The following is a 23,491-nucleotide window of genomic DNA, read 5'->3' as shown; positions in this document are numbered from 1 at the left end:
TTTTGGAGTGAAAATTAATTCCGGGTTCAGTGAGTTGCGCTTTATGGGGCTCACTTCAAAAGGAGCTATTACCTTTAGGCTCACAAATATTGATATTGAAGCAAATAAAATAATTATGAAGAGATATGATAATAGTTCTACAATAGAAAATTTAAATATTAACACCAATGCCACCATCATTGGCAATTCCGCATATGGTCTCGCTAATGTAAACACTACAATCCGTCATTACGAAAAGCCAAAATTAACCATTTCGCGCTTACTTGCAAATACCGTAGAGTTTCTATTTAACCCAATTAACAGAACACTAAAATTAGATGTTGTAGCAGTTGAAATTGCTGAGGTCTTAAGCTGTTCGATTAATTATGTACTCCGTAGACAGTAATACGTTTCACAAGTAAAGACACTAAGCGGTATAACCGCCGCCTTAAATCTTTAGGACATTAACAGGAATAGCGCCTAACACGATTTGTAATGTCCGTTCAGATAGGTAGCCATTGCGCATAACAACAGGTTTACCATCCTCGGTTTCAATGAGCAGTATTGGTCAAACAGTTTGGCTAACTCGACCTGAATCGCTTGCTCCATCTTTCAGGAGGTCCTGAAGCGTGTCAGGTGAGGCTATTTTCCGTAGTAACACGGCAATACTAATACTCATGGAGGTATATTCCTGCTGATTACTGATCTTGTCGGAGCAATCAACAGGGTGCGCCGACATCTTTTTATCTCATCCACCAGAAATGGTCACATCTTGTTGGCCTCTGACATTGCTCTTTGCGATGGAGAGACATTATTGCGGCCTTCTTCATCAGAAGAATTAAGGCGAGTCAGTCTCGTATTCAAGGTTATAACAACCGCTAAAACGGCCAATAGGACAGTAGCTGGTAAAGCGGTGCTGAGCGCTTGCCCATCTAATAGGTGTGATCCCGCAGCCCCGATCAGAGCGATGGAGAAACCTGCATATCCCCACTGTTTAAGTGTTTCAAACTTTGGTTGAAGGATTGCAATCGCGCCAATCAAATAGGCAGTGCCTAAGATTTTCAACAAATAAAGCGGATAGCCTAAATCAGCTGTTGCCTGAACAAGTGCTTCCTGCCCTGTCAGTTTGGCCATGCCTGATACCATCATGAGCACCGCGAACATAGAAGAGACCACGCAAAAGATGACTGCCTGTTTTCTCATGAAGGGAATCCTGTTTCGTTAAATGACAAGCACAGACTAGATGTTCTCTTATTGCAGTTATATAGACAAAAAGGCAAACTTCTATTGCATGAGTGCAATAGTCAGGACAATGTCATGGATTGGAACGATTTGAAGGTCGTTATCGCTCTTGCAGAGAAAGGGACTTTAAAGGCGGCTTCGGAGCAATTGAGTGTTAATTCAAGCACTGTTTGGAGACGGATCCAGCAGCTTGAAAGTAAGCTTTCAACGCAGTTATTTACTGTGAGTCGTCGAGGCTACCAACTGACCGAGGTAGGGCGAACTGTTTTGGATAGCGCTAAGCGAATGGAGTCCTTGGCCGATGGCATCCTCATCCAAAGTGCTCTGCAACATGAAAAAGTACAAGGCTTAATTCGTGTTACCGCACCCTCAACAATGGCAACAACTACTTTACCCAAATGGGTTAGTGAATTTCGGAGAACATTCCCCGATGTTGAGTTTGAGATCCTTGAAAGTGAAAAGCCCCTGGATATTGAACATCGCGATGCGGACATTGCCATTAGGGCAAGTCATACAGCACCGGAAAACCTAATTGCACGCAAAATCAGAGGCATATCATTAAGTATCTATGCATCTGAAGACTTTTTGAAGACTAGTGGATATGACGCTCCTTTCAAGTTGTCTGAAATTGAGAGCCTAAGGGCAATTGACTACGTGCATTTAGATAACCCTGCAGTGCACTGGTATCAGAAACGAATTAAGCACAACGCCAAATCTATATACTGTAATTCTATCACTACGGCTTTCAACGCTGCACTCAATGATCAAGGAATAGCTTTATTACCAACTGATGATTCATATAATCTAGTTGAACTATATCGACTGGATGCTAAGTACAATTCATCTTTGTGGGTTCTGGCTAACAGGGATCTGAGAAACACAGCGCGTATCAAGGCATTTTGGGATTTCTTAATTACTAAAGTGGAAGGCTATGAAGCCCAATGACTTGAATAGTCTTATGTAAGAGCAATGAGTGATAGTCAAATCAAGAGCATGAAGAAATTTAGCAACGCCCAAAGGTTTCTCTATCCGCGCTTCATTCGCTCATCATCTTTGAATTATTGCTACACAATCCCGCTTCCCAAATCTACCCTTCACAAAACGGTGTTAATAGGATATTGATTTACCCTTTACCCTCCTAAAAAAATGGCGCAATTTTATATTTATCCAGATGTCGCAAAACAGCACATAACCCTACCGAATAAAAAGTAGCCACATAAGAATTAAACGTTCCTTCGCTCTACTGGCGCTATCTCCCGCAACGCTTTATAAATCAGACAAGCGATTAGGATTACCTACAACTAAAAAATTTCGCACAAAAGCAATAAACGCTTTTCAAATTATCTCTTCTTGCGTGAGGGCTCCATAAAATCAGTGTTCTTGATTTGGCCGTCCACTGCAAGACCAGTGATTTATACGGGCTTCGCCCGCAGAAACATGGGAGAGCGAAGTTGAATTATCCAGATCAGTTCACCCCTCAAATCTGGCCGCTGATTGTTTATTGCCTGGCTGTATTTGCCCTAATCACCTTAATGCTCAGCCTCTCCTATTTTCTTGGCCAAAAGCGCAGGGACCCGGCTACAGATGAGCCCTTTGAGTCCGGTATTGTCTCTCAAGGCAATGCGCGCCTACGTCTCTCTGTCGCGTATTACCTGGTTGCCATTCTATTCATTGTCTTCGATCTGGAGGCAATTTACCTGTTCAGTTGGTCCGTCGCATTTTATGAAACCGGCCTGCTCGGATTTATAGAGGCCACCGTGTTTATCGTGATATTGCTGGTTGGACTTATTTATCTCTGGCGCCTGGGCGCACTTGACTGGGGAGGTTACCAGAAGAGCTTGGATAAACGCCAAAAACACCGATAACAACAATGAGAATTCGTAATGCGCTGGAAGCTGACAAAAGCCAACGATCTGATTGCCACCGAGCGCGGCAGTCCTACTGAAGAAGTAAGCACACAGGATTTAGAAAAAAATATTCTCCTTACCAAACTCGAAGAGCTGGTTTCATGGGGCCGTTCAAATTCTCTATGGCCATTTAATTTCGGACTGTCCTGTTGTTATGTGGAAATGGCAACTGCCTTTACCAGCCGCCACGACATCTCCCGTTTTGGCGCTGAAGTTATCCGTGCCACCCCTAGACAAGCAGACCTGATTGTTATTTCAGGAACCGTTTTCCTGAAAATGGCGCCGGTGGTACAGCGACTGTACGAACAAATGATTGAGCCCCGTTGGGTCATATCCATGGGTTCCTGCGCAAACTCAGGCGGTATGTACGATATCTACAGTGTGGTTCAGGGTGTCGATAAATTTCTTCCAGTAGACGTTTATGTGCCCGGCTGCCCTCCCCGCCCGGAGGCCCTACTACAGGGATTAACCCTGTTGCAAAAATCTGTAGCTGCAGAACGGCGAGCCTTTAGCTGGGTTGTGGATGAGCAGGGAACTCACAAAGTGCCAAAACCCAGCCAGCGGGACCTCCACAGGGAGGAGCGCATGAAAGCCAAAATGCTGCGAGCGCCCGACAGCGTTTAGGTGTCTTAGGCCCCACGGAATAAAAAATAACAACGGAATGGCCAATGATTGGCGTAATCGCGAAAACTATCCACACAGCAACTCCGTACAGAAAAGCGGCGGAGTCATTTATTAAGGATCTCAACACTGGATACAAGCTCCACCCATTCTGGTGGCAGCCACACTGTGATGATATCCCCACCCTGTGGATTGAAAAGCATGCCTTAATCCCCCTCTTGCTCTATCTCAAGCGAGATATTACCCAACCATTTGAAATGCTATATGACTTGAGTGCCATTGATGAACGGCTGCGAGTCAATCGCGGAGAGGGGATCGAAGAGCAGCCCTCCAGTGATTTCACCCTGGTTTATCAACTGCTTTCATTTACCCGGAATTTGTTTATCAGAATTAAAGTCGCTCTCGCGGAGAGCGATCTCAGTGCACCGACTATTACCACTGTGTGGGAGAACGCCAACTGGTATGAGCGGGAAGTGTGGGATCTATTCGGTATCGATTTTCCCGGCCATCCCCATTTACAAAGAATCATGATGCCCCTGACCTGGAAAGGGCATCCGCTACGCAAGGACCACCATGCCCGGGCGACAGAAGTCGATCCATTCAGCCTGTCGGAAGAGAAGGAGCGAAAAGAGCAGGATGCCCTGCTGTTCCGACCGGAAGACTGGGGTATGGCAAGAAGTAGTGAGGACTCGGAATTTATGTTCCTCAACCTTGGCCCCAACCACCCTAGCGTACACGGGGTATTCCGTGTGGCCCTACAGCTGGACGGCGAGCAGATTGTCGATGCAGTACCGGATATCGGCTATCACCATCGCGGCGCAGAAAAAATGGCCGAACGCCAGGCTTGGCATACTTATGTTCCCTATACCGACCGTATCGATTATCTCGGCGGTGTAATGAACAACCTGCCCTATGTAATGGCACTGGAGCAGCTGGCAGGGATAGAGGTCCCCGAGCGCGCACAGATAATTCGAGTGATGATGTGTGAGTTTTTCCGTATATCCAGCCATTTAGTATTTTTTGGCACCTTTGCCCAGGATGTGGGGCAGATGTCCCCGGTGTTCTATATGTTTATTGACCGGGAAAAGCTATTTGGCATTGTCGAGGCCATTACCGGCGGCAGAATGCACCCGGCATGGTTCCGCATCGGTGGCGTAGCGCAAGACTTGCCGGAAGGTTGGGACAAGATGGTGCGGGAATTCCTCGACTATATGCCCGCACGATTAGCTGACTACGACGGCATGGTGATCAAAAATAAAATTCTCCAGCGCCGCACCCGGGGCATTGGCGTGTACGACACCGCCGAAGCTATGGAGTGGGGTATCACTGGTCCCGGACTTCGCGCCACTGGGCTGGATTGGGATCTGCGAAAAAAGCGCCCTTACAGCGGCTATGATCAGTTTGAGTTCGAGATTCCCAGCTACGATGGTGGTGACTGTTTCGACCGCTGCCGAGTCAGGGTAGATGAGATCTGGCAAAGCCTGCGGATTATCCGCCAGTGCCTGGAAAATATGCCGCCTGGCCCTTACAAGTCCGACCACCCATTAACCACGCCGCCACGCAGGGGGCGCACTATGGAGGATATCGAGACTTTAATTCAGCATTTTGTGAATAACAGCTGGGGACCTGTAATGCCCGCAGGCGAAGTCTGCTATCCCATTGAGGCCACCAAGGGAATCAACAGCTATCAGATTATCAGTGATGGGGGGACCACGTCGTACAGGACCAGGATTCGCACTCCTTCATTCCCGCACCTGCAAATGATTCCGTTGATGTCTAACGGCCTGTTGATTGCTGATCTTATTGCCATAATTGCCAGCATCGACTTCGTCATGGCAGATGTGGACAGATAATAATAAAAACACCACGGCGCACACAGGCCGTATAGCAGCGGAGTAGAAAAGTGCACGGAAATAAATCCAGCGTTTCAGCCACCGCACAAGAGAAAGGCAGCAGCGCCTCAGCGACACCTCCGCAAGTTCTACCTCGGAGGCAACTATGTCCAGCTTACTAGAACCGGAACTGATTGAAGTAATGGAGCAAAGCAACAAGGACTCAAAAGACAATCAGGCGACCTTAACTGCAAAAGAAAAAGAGGAGATTGATCAGGAAGCCACCCACTACCACGAGAAAACTTCGGTGGGCCTCGAGGCATTGCGCATCGTGCAAAAACATCGCGGTTGGGTTTCTGATGACAGTCTCCAGGCGATATCCAATTACCTGGATATGCCCGTTGCAGAGCTTGAGAGCGTTGCCACTTTCTTTCAACTCATCTTTCGCCAACCGGTAGGCAAGGAAGTTATTTACCTGTGCAAAAGTTCCAGCTGCTGGATTATGGGGTGTGATCGATTACAGAAAAAAATATCTGATCGACTCAATATACAGCCCGGCGAAACCTCTGAAGACGGCATTTTCACTTTACTGGAAACTCCCTGCCTGGGAGATTGTGACAAAGCTCCGGTTCTTATGCTCGGAGAGGAAATGCACAGACATCTGGATGAAAACAGTATTGATGAGCTAATCGATAAAAAGAAAAAACACTATGCTGACAAATCCACTGACTAAAAATATTACCAGTGAAAATATTGCCGCCAGTATTGAGCAGTATGTAGAAAATGACGGCTACCAGGGCTGGCGTAAAGCCATCACTATGGAACCGGATGACATTATCACCCTGGTAAAAGATGCAGGTCTTCGCGGACGTGGCGGAGCGGGATTTAATACCGGTCTGAAGTGGAGTTTTGTGCCCAGAGGGGAAAACTCTCCAAAGCAAAAATACGTAGTCTGCAATGCAGATGAGATGGAGCCAGGATCTTTCAAAGACCGCTTATTAATGGAGGGGGACCCCCACCTCCTTCTTGAGGGTATGGCCATAGCCGCCTATGCCATTGGCGCCTCTCACGCCTATATCTTTATTCGCGGGGAATACCACCTGGCTGCAAACCGATTGGAACAGGCAATCGCCGAAGCCAAACAGCAGGGCTTCATCGGTGAGAATATTCTCAACACTGACTTTAATCTTGAATTTTGCCTGCATCGCAGTGCCGGTAACTATATCTGCGGTGAGGAAACTGCGCTTCTTAATGCCCTTGAAGGTAAACGAGCCATTCCCCGCGCCAAACCACCCTTCCCTCAGGTGAGCGGGCTCTGGGGAAAACCCACAGTCGTTAACAATGTTGAGACTCTGTGTAACCTTCCTCATCTAATCAGCCACGGCGTAGAGTGGTACAAAAATCTCAGCCGTGGTACTGATGCTGGCAGCAAAATATTTGGCGTTAGCGGCAAAGTCAAAAACCCCGGCGCTTGGGAGCTTCCCATGGGCACTCCTATTCGCGAGATTATTGAACAGTATGCCGGCGGAATGAAAGATGGTTTGCAATTAAAAGGTATTCTCCCCGGTGGAGGGTCGACCGACTTTCTCGGCCCGGACCACCTCGACCTTCCTATGGATTACGACGTAATCGGCAAGGCGGGCAGCCGTATGGGTACCGGTACCATCACTGTACTGGACGATAAAACCTGCCCTGTAGGTCTGGTACTAAACTTGACCCAGTTTTTTGCACGGGAATCCTGTGGCTGGTGCACCCCTTGCCGGGATGGTTTGCCCTGGGCCGTCAAAATATTGGAGAGAATAGAGTCTGGGAAGGGTACTACCGAAGACCTTGCACTCCTCAATGAGCAGTGTGAGCGCATGGGCCCCGGAAATACTTTTTGTGCCCTGGCCCCCGGTGCCGCTGAACCCATACAAAGTGCCCTAAAACTGTTTGAACAGGATTTTATAGATCATATTGAAAGCGGTTGTTGCCCCTACCAGTAAATCAGAGCAACACCTTTACCCGCGCAAGTACCAAAAAAAGAAAGTGGATTTCAAATGCCAACCATCACAATAGACGGTAGTAAATACCAGGTTGATGGAACTCAAAACCTGCTCACAGCCTGCCTGTCCCTGGGCTTGAATGTCCCCTATTTCTGCTGGCATCCGGCCATGGGTTCGGTGGGTGCCTGCCGCCAATGTGCCGTTATTGAATATAAAGACAGGGAGGATCAACGAGGCCGCTTAATTATGAGCTGTATGACGCCGATAAAAGACGGCGGTATTTACAGTGTCAATACCGAGGCCGCAGAAGATTTTCGCGGTGCGGTTATAGAAGATCTGATGACCAACCATCCTCACGACTGTCCGGTGTGTGAGGAGGGCGGCGAATGCCATTTACAGGATATGACCGAAATGTCCGGTCATACCATGCGACGCTATCAAGGTACAAAGCGCACTCATCGAAACCAATATCTCGGTCCCTTTATCAACCACGAAATGAATCGCTGTATTACCTGTTATCGCTGTATCAGGTTCTATCACGACTATGCGGGAGGTGAGGACTTACAGGCTCTGGGCCGTAATCACCAGGTATTTTTTGGTCGAGACTCTGAAGGCATGCTGGAAAATGGCTTTAGTGGAAACCTGGTGGAAGTCTGCCCTACCGGAGTATTTACCGATAAGACATTCAGCCAACACTTTGTGCGCAAATGGGACTTACAAACGGCTGCCTCAGTTTGTGAACACTGTGCCGTCGGTTGCAACACTGCTCCAGGGGCCAGAGAGTCTGGCAATAACCAGGATCCAATGCTGCGCAGGGTAGTCAACTTATACCACCACGATATTAACGGTTACTTTCTCTGCGATCGAGGACGTTTTGGCTACGAATATGTCAACAGCAAGAGCCGAATAACCCGGGTACTTTCAGCTCGGGAAGATACGGTAATCAGTTCCACAGCAGAGAATGACGAACGCTTGCACAAAGAGATATCACCCAAAGATGCGGTTTTCTCACTCGCAGAAAAACTCGCATCGGCTCACAGAGGTGAGCACCGTTTAATCGGCATAGGTTCACCCAGGGCATCACTGGAAAATAACTTCGCTTTATTAAAATTTGTAGGCCAGGAAAACTTTTTCTCGGGGCTAAACCGACGGGACATGCAGCTGCTGCAGCTTGTAGATAGAATTCAAAGCAATGCTAATATCCATAGCCCAACCATACCAGAAGTAGAGAATTCAGATGTTGTACTGATACTTGGGGAGGATATCTACAATACGGCACCAAGGGTTTCTCTAGCCGTTCGCCAAGCGGCACGTAATCGCCAAAAAGAACAAGCTGAGTCATTACGGATTCCCCTGTGGCAGGACGCTTCCGTTCGCCAACTTGAAGGTGAACCCAGCCCTATTATTTTTATCGGAACCGAACTCAATCAGATCTCAGATATTACCTGTAAAGCGATCTATACCCTGCCGGAGCAAGCTGCCCATATCGGCCAGGCAATTGCCAATAATATCCTGGGTGTGAAAAGCAAAGATAAATCCCTGAGCAATGAGAACCAGCAAGAAGCAGATAGAATTTCTGCAATATTAACAGCGGCCAGGAATCCCTTAATTATTTCCGGTACCAGCAGCAAAGACATCCACCTAATCCACAGCGCTGCGCAAATCGCCTGCGCACTGGCTGAAAAAAATGGTACACCCAGCTCTCTTTATCTCTGCTGTGAAGAATCTAATAGCTTGGGTATTACTCAGCTATTTGAGCCCGAGAGCGGTTCCCTTGAGCAACTAATCAGTGAACTCAAAAATGATAAGACCAAAATCGAAAAAACATTGGTAATTTTGGAGAACGATCTCTCCTTAAGGCTAGCAAGTGAGGCCTTAAATAGCCTTTTTGCCAGTGTCGACAACGTCATTCTGATGGATACCCTCCTCAATGAAACTGCCAAGCATGCCGACTTAATCTTCCCTGTGTCGGCGACTGCGGAATCCCAGGGTACTTTCGTTAACAACACAGGATTAGCACAGCGGTTTTACGCCGTCTATGAAGGAACCGGGTTTATCCAGGAAAGTTGGCGATGGTTGGCCGATGCTGCCGGTTTTTGTATGGAACACTCCGATAGTATCGACACTATCACCAATTGGAACCATTGCCCGGATGTCACCGAATGCCTGGCCGATAGTTTTGCGACTCTCAAAGTGATCAAAGACTTGGGACCAGATGAAAACTTCCGGATTGAAGGGCTGAAAGTCGCCAGACAGACTGCACGTTACAGCGGCCGCACGGCTATCCACGCTGAGGCACATGTCTCTGAAGAGCCACCACTACAAGACCCCGATGCACCTATGAGCTTCAGTATGGAAGGTGTGCACAATCCAAACCGATCACAGCTGCAAGCCAATATCTGGTCTCCTGGGTGGAACTCCAACCAGTCAATCTTTAAATTTCAGCAGGAAGTTGGTGGTGAACGTCGTGGAGGTGCATCTGGAAAATATATCCAGCGGCAAGTGCAGCCATTATCTGAGTGGTCCATACCCTCAACTTCCGGCAATGATAAGGATAAAGGAGAGCACAGTCTGAAAACACTGCCAATCTATCGCATGTTTGGATCAGAAGAACTCAGCAATCGTGCGATGGCGATTTCCACAGTGATTAATAAGCCCTTTTTCACTCTAAACCGCGGCGATGCCGAGAGTGCCAACCTAGGCCACGGAGACATTGTGGCGCTGGATACCAGCAGCGGGGTTTTCCGCGGCAAAGTAGTTATTTCCGATACCCAGCCTTCGGGCAGCCTCGGTGTTCCCTATGGCCTCCCAGGGCTTGAAACTCTCGTTCCCGTATTACCAGGCGGGGCCAACCTGTTGCCAGTGGAAGAAAACTCCTCAGCCGGACATGAGGATCAATCATGAGCACAAACACCTGGATCATATTACTCAACGTATTTGGCATATTGATAGTCACTGTTTTGCTCGCTGCAATTTTGACCTGGGGTGAACGACGCTTGTTGGGATTCTGGCAGGATCGGCCAGGTCCCAATAGAGTGGGTAAGTTTGGGACCCTGCAAGTGCTTGCGGATATGATCAAACTATTTTTTAAAGAAGACTTCACCCCAAAATTTGCAGATATTCCCGTATTTGTATTGGCTCCTACCGTGGTTATGGCAACCATGTTGATTGCATTTGCCGTGGTTCCCATGTCGCCCAATATTGGGGTCACCGACCTGAATATTGGATTGCTGTTTGTTCTGGCTATGAGTTCTATTGCGGTCTACAGCGTAATCCTGGGTGGGTATGCTTCCAATAATAAATATGCTCTGCTCGGTGGGCTTAGGGCAGCCGCACAAACCGTTTCTTACGAAGTATTTATGGGGCTGAGCCTGATGGGTGTTGTTATGCTCTCCGGAAGTTTCAACTTGCGTGAGATCGTCAATGCCCAGGCAGATGGCTGGTTTATTATCCCAATTTCTCGGTTTTATCGTATTTTTTATTGCAGGTATTGCCGAGAGCCGCAGAACACCATTTGATTTACCGGAAGCCGAACATGAGCTCACAGCGGGGTATCACACCGAATACTCCGGTATGAAGTTCGGAATGTTTTTTTGTGGGCGAATATCTGGCGGTAATCCTTATCTCCGCGCTAATTACGACACTATTTCTCGGTGGATGGCACGGTCCTCTATTGCCACCCTTTATCTGGTTTTTCCTGAAAACCGCTGTATTGGTTGGAGTATTTATTTTACTACGCGCTGCAATCCCTCGGCCTCGTTACGACCAATTAATGAAATTTGGATGGAAAGTAATGCTACCTCTGGCCCTGATTAATCTTCTGGCCACTGCGGGAATACTTCTATGGACTACCTAAAAGACAAATATAAGCGTGCGGGGGCAAAGGAATGATTGCAAGCCAAATTCGCAGCATGTGGTTGGTATTCAAACACCTGTTCCGCAAGAATGTCACAGTACAATATCCCGACCAGAAACCCTACCTGGCGCCGAGATATCGCGGTAGGATTATACTCACCCGAGATCCCAATGGCGATGAGCGCTGCGTTGCCTGTAACCTCTGCGCCGTAGCCTGCCCCCAGATTGTATCTCCCTGCAAAAAACCGAAGACCCTGACGGCCGTTGGCGCCCGGAATATTTTCGGATTAATTTTTCCCGTTGCATTATGTGCGGACTCTGTGAAGATGCCTGCCCAACCTATGCGATACAGCTGACACCAGATTTTGAAATGTGTGAGTACGATCGGCAAAACATGGTTTATGAAAAGGAAGACCTTCTGATTGATGGTCCTGGAAAATATCATGACTACAGTTTTTACCAGGTTGCCGGGAAGGCGATCGCCGGGAAGGATAAGGGCGAAGCTCTGAATGAAGCCGCCCCCATAATGTGAAAAGTCTGAACCTATGACCCGTTAAGAAGGCGTTTACTAATAATTAAAAAAGAGGCTGTCCAAATGAGTTTTATTTTTTATCTGACCGCCGCAGTTGCCATTGTCTCAACAACCATGGTTATCTTTCACAAAAACGCGGTCCACGCACTACTTTATCTTGTTACTTCACTTTTATCTGTTGCCGTTATCTTCTACCAGTTTGGCGCTCCACTAGCAGCGGCGCTGGAAGTCATTATTTATGCTGGTGCCATTATGGTGCTGATAATTTTTGTCATCATGATGCTCAATCAGGGGGATGCCTCCGTTGCACAGGAGCAAGCTTGGCTACAACCCCACACCTGGATTGGGCCAGCACTGTTGTCAGGAATTTTTTGCTGATTCAGTTACTCCTACTGGTTAGTAGTGGGCAAATTCCCTCGGAACAAACCTATCACTATATCGGACCCAAGCAGGTCGGTATCGCACTTTTCAGCCATTACGTCCTTGCTGTCGAGCTGGCCTCAATGCTGCTTCTAGCGGGACTTGTTGGCGCCTTTCACCTGGCCCGACAAAGAAAATCAGTTAAACCGGAGTGAAGCTATGCCTATCGAATCTGCACCTGGATTGGAAGCGGGTGTGCTATTAGCCTCCATTCTATTTTGCCTGGGATTAGCTGGATTGCTGATCCGAAGAAATATTATTTTTATGCTGATGTGTATTGAGATCTGCACCAATGCCGCAGCATTGATGTTTGTTGTCGCCGGTGCACACTGGGGAAATGCCGATGGCCAAGTAATGTTTATTTTTGTGGTAACCCTGGCCGCTGCCGAAGTAGCAATTGCACTGGCACTAGTGCTGCAATTCTATTATCGAAAACACACGGTCGATATTGACCAGCTCAATGGATTGAGAGGTTAATATGAACGGATCACTGGCCTGGATACCATTGCTTCCCCTGCTCGGGTTTCCTGACTCTAATCAGCACTCCTCTGTTTACACAAAAGGAACCTTCACAAAAGTTAGTAAGCCTTATTGGTGTTGGCAGTGTGGGAATTTCAGCAATTCTGGTTTTTAACCTGGCAATTTCCACCTTTCTGGGTAACCCGGATTCAGTCGTGACACTGTCAGTCTGGGAGTGGATGCGAGTATCGGATCTCCAGCTAGGCTTTGCCTTTCATGTGGATTGGCTGACCCTGGTGATGCTAATGATCATTACCGGAGTTGGTTTCCTTATCCACTTATACTCAGCCGGGTATATGCGAGAAGATCCAGATTTCCGCCGCTACTTTTCCTATTTGAATCTATTTGTCTGCGCCATGTTGATTCTGGTAATGGCTGACAATCTGGTTCTTCTTTATCTTGGATGGGAGGGCGTTGGTCTTTGCTCCTACTTACTGATCGGATTTTGGTATAAGGACGCCGCAAACGGTGCAGCAGCGCAAAAAGCATTTATTTGTTACCCGCGTCGGCGATACAGCCATGGCCATCGGCTTATTCCTGCTGTTCTTTGAATTCTCAACACTAATATTTCAGAACTCATAACAGCGGCTGAGAACCCCGCTGGTAGATAAACAAATAGTTACCATCGCGATGCTGCTACTCCTGGCGGCGCTGTGGTAAATCAGCCCAGGTCCCACTCCAAACATGGCTTCCCGATGCGATGGCCGGCCCCACCCCTGTCAGCGCCCTTATCCACGCCGCCACCATGGTAACAGCCGGAGTTTATTTGATCGCCCGCATGCACCCACTCTATCAAATTTCAGGAACTGCCATGACGGCGGTGGCGATTGTCGGGGCCCTAACTCTGTTTGATATCCGGCTTCAGTGCTATCGCACAAAGCGACATCAAGCGGGTGCTGGCTTACCTCAACCATCAGCCAGATAGGTTATATGTTCCTGGCGCTGGGAGTCGGTGCCTGGTCAGGTGCAATCTTCCACCTGATGACCCACGCATTCTTTAAAGCTCTACTCTTCCTTTCTGCCGGATCAGTAATCCTGAGCGTACATCACGAACAGAATATATTTGCCATGGGTGGGCTTTACCGCAAGATTCCTTTCACCTTTATTTGCTTTACTATCGGCTGTGCCTGCCTGGCCGCACTTCCTTTCACTTCTGGTTTCTACAGCAAAGACCATATTTACTCAGTGCCTATGAGTACCACCAGGGGGTCAACCTGCTTTGGCTTGCCGGCCTACTGGGAGCACTGGTTACTGGCATTTATAGCTTCCGCGTTCTCTTTCTCGCTTTCTTGGGTAGTGAGGGTAGCGCTTCATCTCACTGCAAAGACGCCAATAATACAGTGATGGTGCTTCCTTTAACGCTTCTCGCTGTACTCGCGCTATTTGGCGGAATACTTGCTCCACCTCTCCAGGGAGTCTTTGGTACCCCAACCGATGAACACCACTCCTGGGTAATTGAAGCCATAGCTATTGCCATGCCTCTGATAGGGCTGTTTATCGCCTGGAAAATGTTCTTATATGAGAAAAAACTTGGAGAGCAGCGTTCTCCACTGATGCAATTCTGGTTTAAGGGATGGGGTTTTGACTGGCTCTACGACAGAGTCTTTGTAAAACCTTTTAAAATTATCACTGCCCTCAACCACAAAGACATTATCGATAGTATCTACAAAGGCACAGCATCACTGAGCGCACAATTGAACAATGCCCTCAGCTCCTCACAAAATGGCCAGATCCGCTGGTACCTGGCCACCTTTGTAGCTGGATCCATTTTATTCCTAGCCCTTCTGGTGGCTCTATGACATTACTGGCAATAATTATAATTTTATTTGCAGGGGGAATATTTGCCTGGCTGGCAGAGAGGCACTTACGTGAGGGTGGGCGCTGGATAAGCCTGGTTTCCCCTGATTATTTCATCCGTCCTTTTAGTCAGTTATTTTCCCCAAGTAGAAACTACAGCTGTTACAGGTGACAACCAGTGGTGGGATAGCCTTTCAGTACCCTGGATACCCAGATTCGGTATCAGCTTTCACTTAGCTATCGATGGCCTCAGCTTCCTCATGCTGCTGCTGACAATGGGTATGGGTATCTTTGGGTTAGTGATGACCTGGAATGATATTACCTTCCGACGGGGCTTCTTTTATTTCAACTACCTGTGGACTCTGGCCGGTATTGTTGGTGTATTTACTGCTATAGATCTGTTTTTGTTCTTTTTCTTCTGGGAGGTCATGTTGATCCCCATGCTACTATTGATCGCAGTCTGGGGTTACGAAGGAAGAGTCTACGCTGCAATAAAATTCTTTATTTTTACACAGGCAAGCAGCTTATTAATGTTGATTGCCATCGTTGCCCTGGCATTTATCCACTACCGCACTAGCGGACAGTTAACCTTTAATTATATGGATTTGTTGGGTGCCCAACTGTCAGCAACTGCTGCTTACTGGTTGATGCTCGGCTTTTTTATTGCCTTTATCGTCAAGTTACCGGCGCTACCCTTCCATACCTGGCTGCCAGACGCTCACACCCAGGCACCTACTGCAGGTAGCATTTTACTGGCAGCTATTCTGCTAAAAACCGGGGCTTATGGTTTACTTCGATTCACACTGCCCCTTTTCCCGGAGAGCTCACAAGCTTTTGCGCCGGTAGCAATGACCATCGGAGCTATCAGTATTATCTACGGTGCATCACTGGCATTCGCCCAGAGAGATATGAAAAGGCTTGTGGCCTATTCCAGTGTGAGCCATATGGGATTTGTGCTTCTTGGCCTCTACGCATTGAATACTATTGCCTTACAGGGCGCAGTGATGCAAATGATTGCCCATGGCTTGAGTACCGCCGCACTTTTTGCGCTGGTAGGCGCACTGCAACATCGGCTCCATACACGGGATATGACCAAACTCGGTGGTGTCTGGCCACTTTTGCCAAAGCTATCTGCTGTTGCGCTATTCTTCGCTATTGCTTCTTTGGGGCTACCCGGACTGGGTAACTTCGTAGCCGAATTTCTGGTGCTTGTCGGTAGCTTTAAAGCGAATCACTGGCTAACGGCTATTGCAGCAGTTGGGTTAATCGGGGCTGCTCTCTACGCGCTATTGATGATGCAACGTGTCTTTTTTGGCAAGTTCAATGACAAGTTGAAGCCTGTTACCGATGGGAAATCTGTCAGTGATTTAAGCCTTAGGGAGATCTCTGCGCTGCTCTCATTGGCGGTACTCCTGGTAATCTTTGGGCTCCGTCCTCAACCCATCTTCGATGTCGCTGAACCTATGATCGCCAAATCAATGCAAAGATTTAAGGTTAGCGAAAAGGAAAGAGTCACGCTCGATAAGACAAATCCAGATAGGTCGACAAGACTGCCAACTTCTACAGCTAAAAGCGCTAGTACAGGTACATCTCTATGAGCGCCAAGAACTATTTTCTATCCTGCCACTTTTACTAATTAGTGCCGGCATCGTAATTTTATTGTTGCAAGTGTCTTTCTGGCGAAATCATACAGGAGCCCTGATAACAACGCTGGCCACTTTAGTAGCGGCTATTATTTCCTGCTTCTGGGTTGGAGCCACACTGTCGACAAACAACGCTCAATTCAGGTAACTGCACTTCTCTCTATTGACTACAACTCACTTTTCTTTTGTCTGCTACTACTACTCACCGCTATAGCGGTAAGTATAATGGGTTACAACTACTTAAAGATTAGGTGTAATCTGGATACTAACCCGGATAGTTACCCTGAAGAGTTTTACATTCTACTTTTACTATCCATTTTAGGGGCTGCCACACTGGTATTCTCCAGCCACTTTGCCACCTTCTTCCTCGGTATTGAGTTAGTAAGCCTGGCACTTTATCCATTGTTGGGCTTTGTGGTTACTGGAAACCTATGCTCTAAGAAGGAGCAAGTAAACTCCCTGGAATCTGCGTTTAAGTACTTAATCCTATCGGCTCTGTCCACTGCTCTTGGGTTATTCGGTATCGCATTAATTTATGCGGCGTCAGGTGCACTGGATTTTGGAAGTATCGCTACGCGCATGCAGGATCTTTCTCAAACCTCGGCCCTTTTTGCCACCGGCGTCACCCTGCTTGTCATTTCCATTGCCTTTAAGTTATCACTGGTTCCATTTCACATCTGGACACCCGATGTATTCCAGGGGGCTCCAACTCCAACAACTGCATTGATAGCCACTGTGGGAAAAACAGCAGTAATTGCCTTTTTGTTGCGCTTCTTTAATGTCCTAAATCTTTATCAAAGCCCCATCCTGATTGACTTGCTGTCAATCGCAGCCATCGCCAGTATGTTGATCGGCAATTTATTGGCTCTTATGCAAGATGATGTCAAACGTCTTTTGGCTTACTCTTCAATTGGCCACATCGGATATCTGATAGTGGCTTTTATTATTGGCAATAGCTCGTTTGGTACAGAGGCGGTTATTTATTACATGGTTGCCTACGTCATTACCACACTTGGCGCTTTTGCTATTGTTGGTCTGATTGCCGACTCTGTAGAGGCCGGGCAACTGGCCAATAGCAAAAAAATGAATGAATTTACCAGCAACGCCAATGATCCCTATCACAGAGATTTTTATAAAGGGCTTTTATGGCGGAGTCCCTGGCTATCAATCTGTCTGGCCCTTATGCTTTTGTCTCTCGCGGGAATTCCATTGACTATTGGATTTATCGGAAAATTCTATATTTTTTACCGCCGGTGTAGAAGGAAAGATGTGGACCCTTCTAGCAGGCGTGGTAATTGGCAGTGCCTTAGGTCTTTTCTATTATCTTCGTCTGCTACTTACGATGGTGCAAAAAGACGCCATTGACACCAGTAGTAGCAGTGAGACGTTACAAATCACCACTTCAGGACAGTTCTTAATCGCAATTCTCGCCGTTGCACTGGTTTTTTTTGGAATATTTCCACAAATCCTTATTAATTGGATAAATGCTATATAAAGTAGAGAGCAAGTACTGATGTAAAATTATTTTAAGACTCAGGGAATTACCTGGTCATCAGAGGGTACGTATATGAAGACTTTCAAGCAAGCATTTGAAGTCATTAAGGACGCAGAGAGATTTCACCTGGAAATGGCGAATGTCTATGAAAATTTATTAGAAAAATCAGAAGACTACCGAACGCAATTGCTATTAAAACACATGCTTGAGCACGAGCAGAGAATGGCAAAAAATCTGCAACACTACAATGAGGTTGCACAAAATAAAGTGATGAAGACATGGCTGCAATATACCCACGAAGAAAGTACTAACGACTTTATACGCCGCCTAAACTTGAGTGATCCACCTACAATTCGTGAAATCAATAATATGGCCGGGAGGTAGATCGCTACTTCTCAGAACTCTATCAAGCGGTATATGGGGCTATTGAGTCAATGGAAGTTAAAGAAGTCTTTGAAGATCTGAAACAAATACAGGATAAGGAAAGGATTACCTTGTCTATGGCAACAAACTCATTATGGGACATGTAAAAATCCCCGCTGAATTCAGCGGGATTTTTCTTCACTCAATTCTGAAATTGGCTAACCCAGAGCTTAAAGATACCAGGTTAGCCAGCAACAAAATTCAAGTTACGGCTGGGGAAAAAATTAGAACTCATACTGCGCTCTTACGTAGTATAAAGCTCCATTGAATCCCATAGGTGCAGTTTCCGGGTACTCAGCTCCAGCAACTCCAGACCAGGGGTTCTTGTCTGGATAGTTGTTAAATACATTTTCCGCACCCGCGATAAAGGTCATGGAATCATTGAAATCGTAGGCTGCTTCAATATCTACGGTCCATTCATCACCAGCGTCAATGGGCAGGCTGTAATCATCCAGGTGTGCTTCCCAATAGCTACCGTAATAGTTCAGTCGCACTAAGCCGCGCCAGTTATCAGCGGAATGGGTGACAGATGCATTACCACGCACTTCCGGCAAGCCGTCCTCCAGCTGCCTGATACGCATTTCATCCATGGTATCCGTACTGTATTCGGTGACTTCAGTTTTCCGTCCAGTTGAAAGCCAGATTGAAATCTGTCGCATCACCGAGGGGGTAAGTGGCCACAAGATCGACACCTTGGGTTTTGGTATCGAAGTCATTGGTGTAGAAACGGAAATACTCCAGGGAATCAGCACCACTGATGCCATCCTGGACCAGCTGATCGCGCTCATCATCAGTAAGCTCTTGGTTAGCAGACTGGGTGATTCGATCTGTCACCTCGATATGGAAGAAGTCCAAGGTAATATCCCAGTCACCTGCTGCAACAATTGCACCAATGGTAAAGCTCTGAGACTCCTCCGGCTGCAGCTGCTCACCACCTTTCAATACGGCAATAGGGTTGGTTGGCGGAATGGTTCCCCGGTTAGCCAGAGCACCATTCGTATAGGCTGTCGTAACATTGGTAATATTCGACTGGCCGGGTGTCGGAGCGCGGAAACCTGTACTTATAGTAGAGCGCAGGGCGATGATATCATTGATGGTGTAGTGGGCAGACAACTTGTAATTCGAGGTATCACCGAAGTCAGAGAAGTCCTCCCAACGCAGGGCAGCACCCAATCGAAGATCATCGAATACTTCGAGTTCGAAGTCGGAGTAAAGCGCAATATTATCCCGGTCAAAAGTGCCCACAACTTCTGGACCAAAGCCGGAGAATCCATTTGAACCAATCAGGAAGCCCTGCTCGGCCAGGTCACCGACCTGCCAGGATGCAGTATCACCCTGCTTAACCTCAAACTCTTCTTCTCGCCATTCAAAGCCTGTGGCCATAAACAGCGGCATGCCCGCAAGTTCAATGCTTTTGGTCAAGTCAATATTAAAATTGGTTTCTTCCTGAATGTACCCACCGGGACTAAATCTGGTGGGACTGTCAGGACCAAGTGTGGCATTGACTGTGTTGTAAATTAAAAAATCAACTTCGTTATGACCGGTACTGGCACTCACATCGTAGCCAATGCCGTTTGCAAATTCACCACGAACCCCAAAAACCGCTGAGTAATCCTCAAGCTCACCACCAAAACGTGGAGTGAACCCGCCAGGGAACATTTCGGTATAGGAGAAACACTCATCACTGGATTGTGCCTGCTCGTGGGTCATGCCAACACAGTCATCAATACCGTTGCTGGCATCCAGATCGCCAATTAGTGGCTCGTCATCCAGGGCGTAGACACCGGGGCGAGTTTCCGGATTCCGGAAGTAAAAGCCTCCATCGGTTTCTCGGCTGGCGTAGTTACCAAAGGCATAAAGCTCTGCAATGTCATTAAGTTCTATGGCACTGTTAACAAAGAATTTGGTATCGTCATTAACTTCTGGCTGCCCCAGATTTGTGCTGGATTGGCAACATCAGTATTGCCATCAGCAATTAACTGGGCAGCATCATCGCGTTGAACACTACGGCTGGTAGAATCTTGCTCACGGTACTCCAGGCTTACATTCACAAAACCAGCGTCTGTGAGAGGTAAGCCAAAGTTGGCCGCAACCGTGCTCTGGTCCCCATCACCCTCAGCAGTGGTAGCATGCTTAACTTCAACCCTTCCGCCCTCGGCAGCATCCTTCAACTGGAAGTTGATAACGCCAGCAATCGCATCGGAACCATACTGAGCAGCGGCACCGTCTCGCAGGACTTCAACCTGCTTCAGCGCTATTGCCGGGATTGCAGAGATATCCGGCCCTTGCGCACCATCTGAAACACCACTTCCGAGGAAAGAAATAACGGCAGCGCGGTGGCGACGCTTGCCATTTACCAGAACCAGTGTGCTATCGGGTGGCAGTCCACGCAGGTTTGCGGGGCGTACGATTGAAGCGGCATCAGAAATTGGTTTTGCATTAACGTTGTAGGACGGAACAACGTTTCGAAGCAAATTATTAAGATCTCCATCACCCTGGTTGACAAATTCTTCACCAGTCACGATATCGATGGGAGCTGAGGAGTCAGTAGCAGAGCGACCCTCAACACGGGTACCGATAGTAATAACTTCCTCAAGGAGTGCATCTTCAGCAATAGTAGGACTGCTTAATGCGGCAATCGAAACTGCCAGCAGTGAAGGCGCGCCACAGGCTGTAAGCCAGCGCTTCTTTTTTTCATTCATAGGAGAAATACCCTGTTTTAGTTATCTATTATTATCTTCCGAGCTAGACCAATCAGCTTTCACTTGGGCCAACTTTTTAGGCACAGCAAAAATAAATTGGCTACGTAAGGTAGTACCCCAGGAGATCAATAAACACTTTTTTACGCACTTGAAAGCTTGTTCATGCAGGGGAAGATTACCACCAATACATTCACTGCAAGAAGTGTGACAATTAGAGAAAATGCCAGAAAAAACGCAATTTGCAACTAGAAAAAAAGAATATTAAAAATTAGAAACGAACATAAATGTACTTGCTGACATTAATGTCAGGAACAGGTAGAAATCAATTAAATGATTGAATTAATTTCAATTACGAAAAACCAAAAAAGAATATATTTATATTCACAAAGGACACATACCAAACAATAACTTCATAAGAGGATAAATTAAAGCTAATTGAGGAATTTAAATAAGATAACTATCCTTCCTTCCTACAAACTCGATATAGATATCATTTCTATACTACTCAATTTGAAGGTATGCTCTCCACTTCCCGCGCAACCAACGTCAAAAAATGAAGAAAAATGCTTTATTAACGGTTCTCTATGCTACAAATATCACCAAGCATAGGATAAGCAACTTGCATCATTACCCTTCTAAGGTACCAGATACCACCCCCTCAAAAGCTGATAGAGCGGCCTCCATTAACTATACGGCGAATAGCAAACCCTGTGATTGCCTAGATACCTATCGCAAATTTGACAGCCGCCTGAGCATGGAGCTCAGTCGAATTTATCAGCGGAGTAGATGTATCCTCTTGAGAAAGTAACATGCAAATCTCTGTACACCCGAGGATTACCCCCTGAGCCCCCTGCTTAGATAACCCTTCAACGATTCGAATGAATTCCATTTTCGAGCTATTCAGGACTTCCCCCTTGCAAAGTTCATCGTAAATAACCCGGTGAACAATCTCTCTATCTCGGGGCTCTGGAATCAAGACCTCTATCCCGTATTTTTCTTGCATATAACCACTATAGAAGTCTTGCTCCATGGTAAAGGCTGTCGCCAATAAACCAACCGTCCTTATCCCACTATTGACTAACGCCTCAGCAGTAGCATCACCAATATGTAGAAAGGGTGAGCTAATTGATTCAATAATGTCACCCGATACCTTATGCATAGTATTAGTACACAGCAAAATACTCTCAGCACCAGCTTTTTCAAGAGAAATTGCGGCTTCAACCAGCAGCTTGCTCGCCTGCTTCCAATCTCCCTCCATTTGCAATTTGGCAATTTTTTCGAAATCAACACTATAGAGAATTATTTCTGCTGAATGTAGCCCTCCCAGTTTTCTGGAAACACCCTCATTAATAAGGCGGTAATAAATTGCTGTGCTTTCCCAACTCATCCCACCTAAAAGCCCAACTTTCTTCATCTTTTAACTCGCTTCATCTCCCTTTACATATTTAAAGAATACTAACACAAGAGAAAAAAGGTCAGGCTACAAATAACCGGCCTGCAATAAAATAGATAGTCTGAACAGAAGCCCAGCAACAGAACTTCTACTCACACAACTGTACTCATTCTGGAAATAGAATTAGTAACTATTTTAGAGCTTAATACTCAGACACTTCCGTGGGATCAAACTTCATACAAGATGTAATCAGATTTTTTTTACTAAAATTATAACCGGAGAGAATACTCATCAGACTCTCTCTTCCCAGTAAACGGTTGGTAATTTCGCCAATAGGCAACCCCTGGCGACTTAACTCTCTTGCCTCAGTTGCAAGGTTTAGCAAGTAATCATACTTAGCTTGCAAACGAATTTTTCCTTTTTCTACTATTCCCCTATGAGGGCAAAATATAATATCGAAATCATAGGTCAGAACTTTCTTAATACTGTGCATTAAAATTGGAATACTTTCATCTTTGCGTAAGAACTTTAACCGGCTGGCAACATATAAATCAGCGGTAAATATCCATCCGCGGTCTTGAACAAGGTAGCAGGTCATATCCTTAGCGTGTCCGGGAGCAGGTATAACAATCACTTTCTCACCTGAAAATCTTAAGTCTTCCGGCAGTGGAGCAGCTTCAGCACGTCCGGCCTTTCCCCATATCAACATCTGTAGCGGAGGTATACGAAAGCCTCTTTTTAATATCTCTACAGTAGCTTTAGGAGCCCTTGGCTGAATTCCAGTAAGCTTGTAGATTGCTCCAGCATTGCCACTATGATCTTCATGGTGATGAGTGAGAACCAATTGTCGAAAGGGTTTATTTTTCACAAACCACTTTATATATTTCCATTGGTTACTGGGGCCGGCATCGATAATAGTGTCACCTAGTCGATATACAATAAAGGTGGTATTGATACCAAAGTCGAAACGACCGACCCTTTGCGCATCCAGATCATAATAATCAAAAGAGTCAATAACCGACACGCCAATCTCCAGCGCAAGAGATAGATTCTAAAAGAATTATAGAAGGATATATATCAGCGCTATTTGCCACTTGAGATAGAACTATTTTAGCGCCTGGATTCCCAAAACAGGTTGATTAGACT

General features: G+C 46.6%; 23 protein-coding genes and 3 pseudogenes. 20 read left to right on the top strand and 6 right to left on the bottom strand.

The features are described from left to right. The first annotated feature begins 7 nt into the window (after window positions 1–7). Window positions 8–385 carry a hypothetical protein gene (locus tag BTJ40_RS04865; RefSeq protein WP_157953889.1) on the top strand — a complete coding sequence of 126 codons (378 nt, stop codon included), beginning with the start codon at window positions 8–10 and terminating at the stop codon, window positions 383–385. Between the two features lie 359 nt (window positions 386–744). On the opposite strand, the gene BTJ40_RS04860 is transcribed toward BTJ40_RS04865, so the two are convergent. Then, window positions 745–1,182 carry a DoxX family protein gene (locus tag BTJ40_RS04860; RefSeq protein WP_108732030.1) on the bottom strand — a complete coding sequence of 146 codons (438 nt, stop codon included), beginning with the start codon at window positions 1,180–1,182 and terminating at the stop codon, window positions 745–747. A 114-nt stretch (window positions 1,183–1,296) separates the two neighbouring features. On the opposite strand from BTJ40_RS04860, the gene BTJ40_RS04855 reads away from it, so the two are divergent. From BTJ40_RS04855 to BTJ40_RS04785, 19 genes and pseudogenes are all read left to right on the top strand, one after another. Next, a complete protein-coding gene (locus BTJ40_RS04855) occupies window positions 1,297–2,166 on the top strand; it encodes a LysR family transcriptional regulator (protein ID WP_108732029.1) in 870 nt (289 codons plus the stop codon). Window positions 2,167–2,672: 506 nt separating this feature from the next. Then, window positions 2,673–3,086, top strand: coding sequence for an NADH-quinone oxidoreductase subunit A (ndhC, locus tag BTJ40_RS04850; RefSeq protein WP_192879375.1), 414 nt, complete (start codon window positions 2,673–2,675; stop codon window positions 3,084–3,086). A gap of 18 nt (window positions 3,087–3,104) precedes the next feature. Then, on the top strand, window positions 3,105–3,752 hold the full coding sequence (locus tag BTJ40_RS04845; RefSeq protein WP_108732028.1) for an NADH-quinone oxidoreductase subunit B: 648 nt from the start codon (window positions 3,105–3,107) through the stop codon (window positions 3,750–3,752). A 44-nt stretch (window positions 3,753–3,796) separates the two neighbouring features. Beyond that, window positions 3,797–5,602: an NADH-quinone oxidoreductase subunit C/D gene (gene nuoC / locus BTJ40_RS04840; protein ID WP_108732027.1), complete on the top strand. Its 1,806-nt coding sequence runs from the start codon at window positions 3,797–3,799 to the stop codon at window positions 5,600–5,602. A gap of 145 nt (window positions 5,603–5,747) precedes the next feature. Next, entirely contained in the window at window positions 5,748–6,314 is a 567-nt protein-coding gene (gene nuoE, locus BTJ40_RS04835) for an NADH-quinone oxidoreductase subunit NuoE (protein ID WP_108732026.1), read from the top strand. Beyond that, the gene (gene nuoF, locus BTJ40_RS04830; protein ID WP_192879374.1) at window positions 6,292–7,566 is read left to right on the top strand and encodes an NADH-quinone oxidoreductase subunit NuoF; all 1,275 of its coding nucleotides are present in this window, start codon (window positions 6,292–6,294) and stop codon (window positions 7,564–7,566) included. The genes nuoE and nuoF overlap by 23 nt, the downstream gene beginning before the upstream one ends. Window positions 7,567–7,620: 54 nt before the next feature. Then, the gene (nuoG, locus tag BTJ40_RS04825; protein ID WP_108732025.1) at window positions 7,621–10,470 is read left to right on the top strand and encodes an NADH-quinone oxidoreductase subunit NuoG; all 2,850 of its coding nucleotides are present in this window, start codon (window positions 7,621–7,623) and stop codon (window positions 10,468–10,470) included. After that, window positions 10,467–11,109, top strand: a pseudogene (locus BTJ40_RS04820) (NADH-quinone oxidoreductase subunit H); the annotation flags it as partial. The gene nuoG and the pseudogene BTJ40_RS04820, both read left to right, overlap by 4 nt. A 52-nt stretch (window positions 11,110–11,161) precedes the next feature. Beyond that, window positions 11,162–11,422, top strand: a complete 261-nt coding sequence (locus BTJ40_RS23015) for an NADH-quinone oxidoreductase subunit H (RefSeq protein WP_369974269.1) — start codon at window positions 11,162–11,164, stop codon at window positions 11,420–11,422. Window positions 11,423–11,453: 31 nt separating this feature from the next. After that, a pseudogene (nuoI, locus tag BTJ40_RS04815) lies at window positions 11,454–11,953 on the top strand (NADH-quinone oxidoreductase subunit NuoI). Between the two features lie 63 nt (window positions 11,954–12,016). Then, a pseudogene (gene nuoJ, locus BTJ40_RS04810) lies at window positions 12,017–12,528 on the top strand (NADH-quinone oxidoreductase subunit J). A 4-nt stretch (window positions 12,529–12,532) separates the two neighbouring features. Next, window positions 12,533–12,850, top strand: a complete 318-nt coding sequence (gene nuoK, locus BTJ40_RS04805; protein WP_108732024.1) for an NADH-quinone oxidoreductase subunit NuoK — start codon at window positions 12,533–12,535, stop codon at window positions 12,848–12,850. Between the two features lie 128 nt (window positions 12,851–12,978). Continuing rightward, a complete protein-coding gene (locus tag BTJ40_RS22695; protein WP_238152140.1) occupies window positions 12,979–13,443 on the top strand; it encodes a proton-conducting transporter membrane subunit in 465 nt (154 codons plus the stop codon). Window positions 13,444–13,592: 149 nt separating this feature from the next. After that, a complete protein-coding gene (locus BTJ40_RS22905) occupies window positions 13,593–13,817 on the top strand; it encodes a proton-conducting transporter membrane subunit (protein WP_304598651.1) in 225 nt (74 codons plus the stop codon). 5 nt (window positions 13,818–13,822) lie between these two features. After that, entirely contained in the window at window positions 13,823–14,236 is a 414-nt protein-coding gene (locus BTJ40_RS22900) for a proton-conducting transporter membrane subunit (protein ID WP_255422857.1), read from the top strand. Continuing rightward, window positions 14,182–14,691, top strand: a complete 510-nt coding sequence (locus BTJ40_RS22685) for a hypothetical protein (RefSeq protein WP_238152139.1) — start codon at window positions 14,182–14,184, stop codon at window positions 14,689–14,691. Before BTJ40_RS22900 ends, BTJ40_RS22685 begins: the two co-directional genes overlap by 55 nt. A gap of 102 nt (window positions 14,692–14,793) precedes the next feature. Continuing rightward, window positions 14,794–16,287, top strand: coding sequence for an NADH-quinone oxidoreductase subunit M (locus BTJ40_RS04795; protein WP_202862895.1), 1,494 nt, complete (start codon window positions 14,794–14,796; stop codon window positions 16,285–16,287). A 270-nt stretch (window positions 16,288–16,557) separates the two neighbouring features. Then, window positions 16,558–17,697, top strand: a complete 1,140-nt coding sequence (locus BTJ40_RS04790) for an NADH-quinone oxidoreductase subunit N (RefSeq protein WP_108732023.1) — start codon at window positions 16,558–16,560, stop codon at window positions 17,695–17,697. A 202-nt stretch (window positions 17,698–17,899) separates the two neighbouring features. Continuing rightward, on the top strand, window positions 17,900–18,211 hold the full coding sequence (locus BTJ40_RS04785; RefSeq protein WP_238152138.1) for a hypothetical protein: 312 nt from the start codon (window positions 17,900–17,902) through the stop codon (window positions 18,209–18,211). Between the two features lie 263 nt (window positions 18,212–18,474). Here BTJ40_RS04785 and BTJ40_RS22895 read toward each other — a convergent pair whose 3' ends face one another. From BTJ40_RS22895 to BTJ40_RS04770, 5 genes are all read right to left on the bottom strand, one after another. Next, the gene (locus BTJ40_RS22895; RefSeq protein ID WP_202862858.1) at window positions 18,475–18,840 is read right to left on the bottom strand and encodes a TonB-dependent receptor; all 366 of its coding nucleotides are present in this window, start codon (window positions 18,838–18,840) and stop codon (window positions 18,475–18,477) included. Between the two features lie 25 nt (window positions 18,841–18,865). Continuing rightward, the gene (locus tag BTJ40_RS22550; RefSeq protein WP_202862857.1) at window positions 18,866–19,960 is read right to left on the bottom strand and encodes a TonB-dependent siderophore receptor; all 1,095 of its coding nucleotides are present in this window, start codon (window positions 19,958–19,960) and stop codon (window positions 18,866–18,868) included. A gap of 170 nt (window positions 19,961–20,130) precedes the next feature. Next, on the bottom strand, window positions 20,131–20,952 hold the full coding sequence (locus tag BTJ40_RS22545) for a TonB-dependent siderophore receptor (RefSeq protein WP_202862856.1): 822 nt from the start codon (window positions 20,950–20,952) through the stop codon (window positions 20,131–20,133). A 718-nt stretch (window positions 20,953–21,670) separates the two neighbouring features. Then, a complete protein-coding gene (locus BTJ40_RS04775; RefSeq protein ID WP_108732022.1) occupies window positions 21,671–22,366 on the bottom strand; it encodes an aspartate/glutamate racemase family protein in 696 nt (231 codons plus the stop codon). 181 nt (window positions 22,367–22,547) lie between these two features. After that, window positions 22,548–23,369 (bottom strand): MBL fold metallo-hydrolase, encoded by an 822-nt coding sequence (locus BTJ40_RS04770; protein WP_108732021.1) that lies wholly within the window; start codon window positions 23,367–23,369, stop codon window positions 22,548–22,550. Window positions 23,370–23,491 lie beyond the last annotated feature (122 nt).

The sequence above is a fragment of the Microbulbifer sp. A4B17 genome (assembly GCF_003076275.1).
In the GTDB taxonomy this organism is placed as follows: Bacteria; Pseudomonadota; Gammaproteobacteria; order Pseudomonadales; family Cellvibrionaceae; genus Microbulbifer.
Note: the sequence above shows the minus strand (reverse complement) of the source record. Positions and strands in the feature narration are given on the sequence as shown.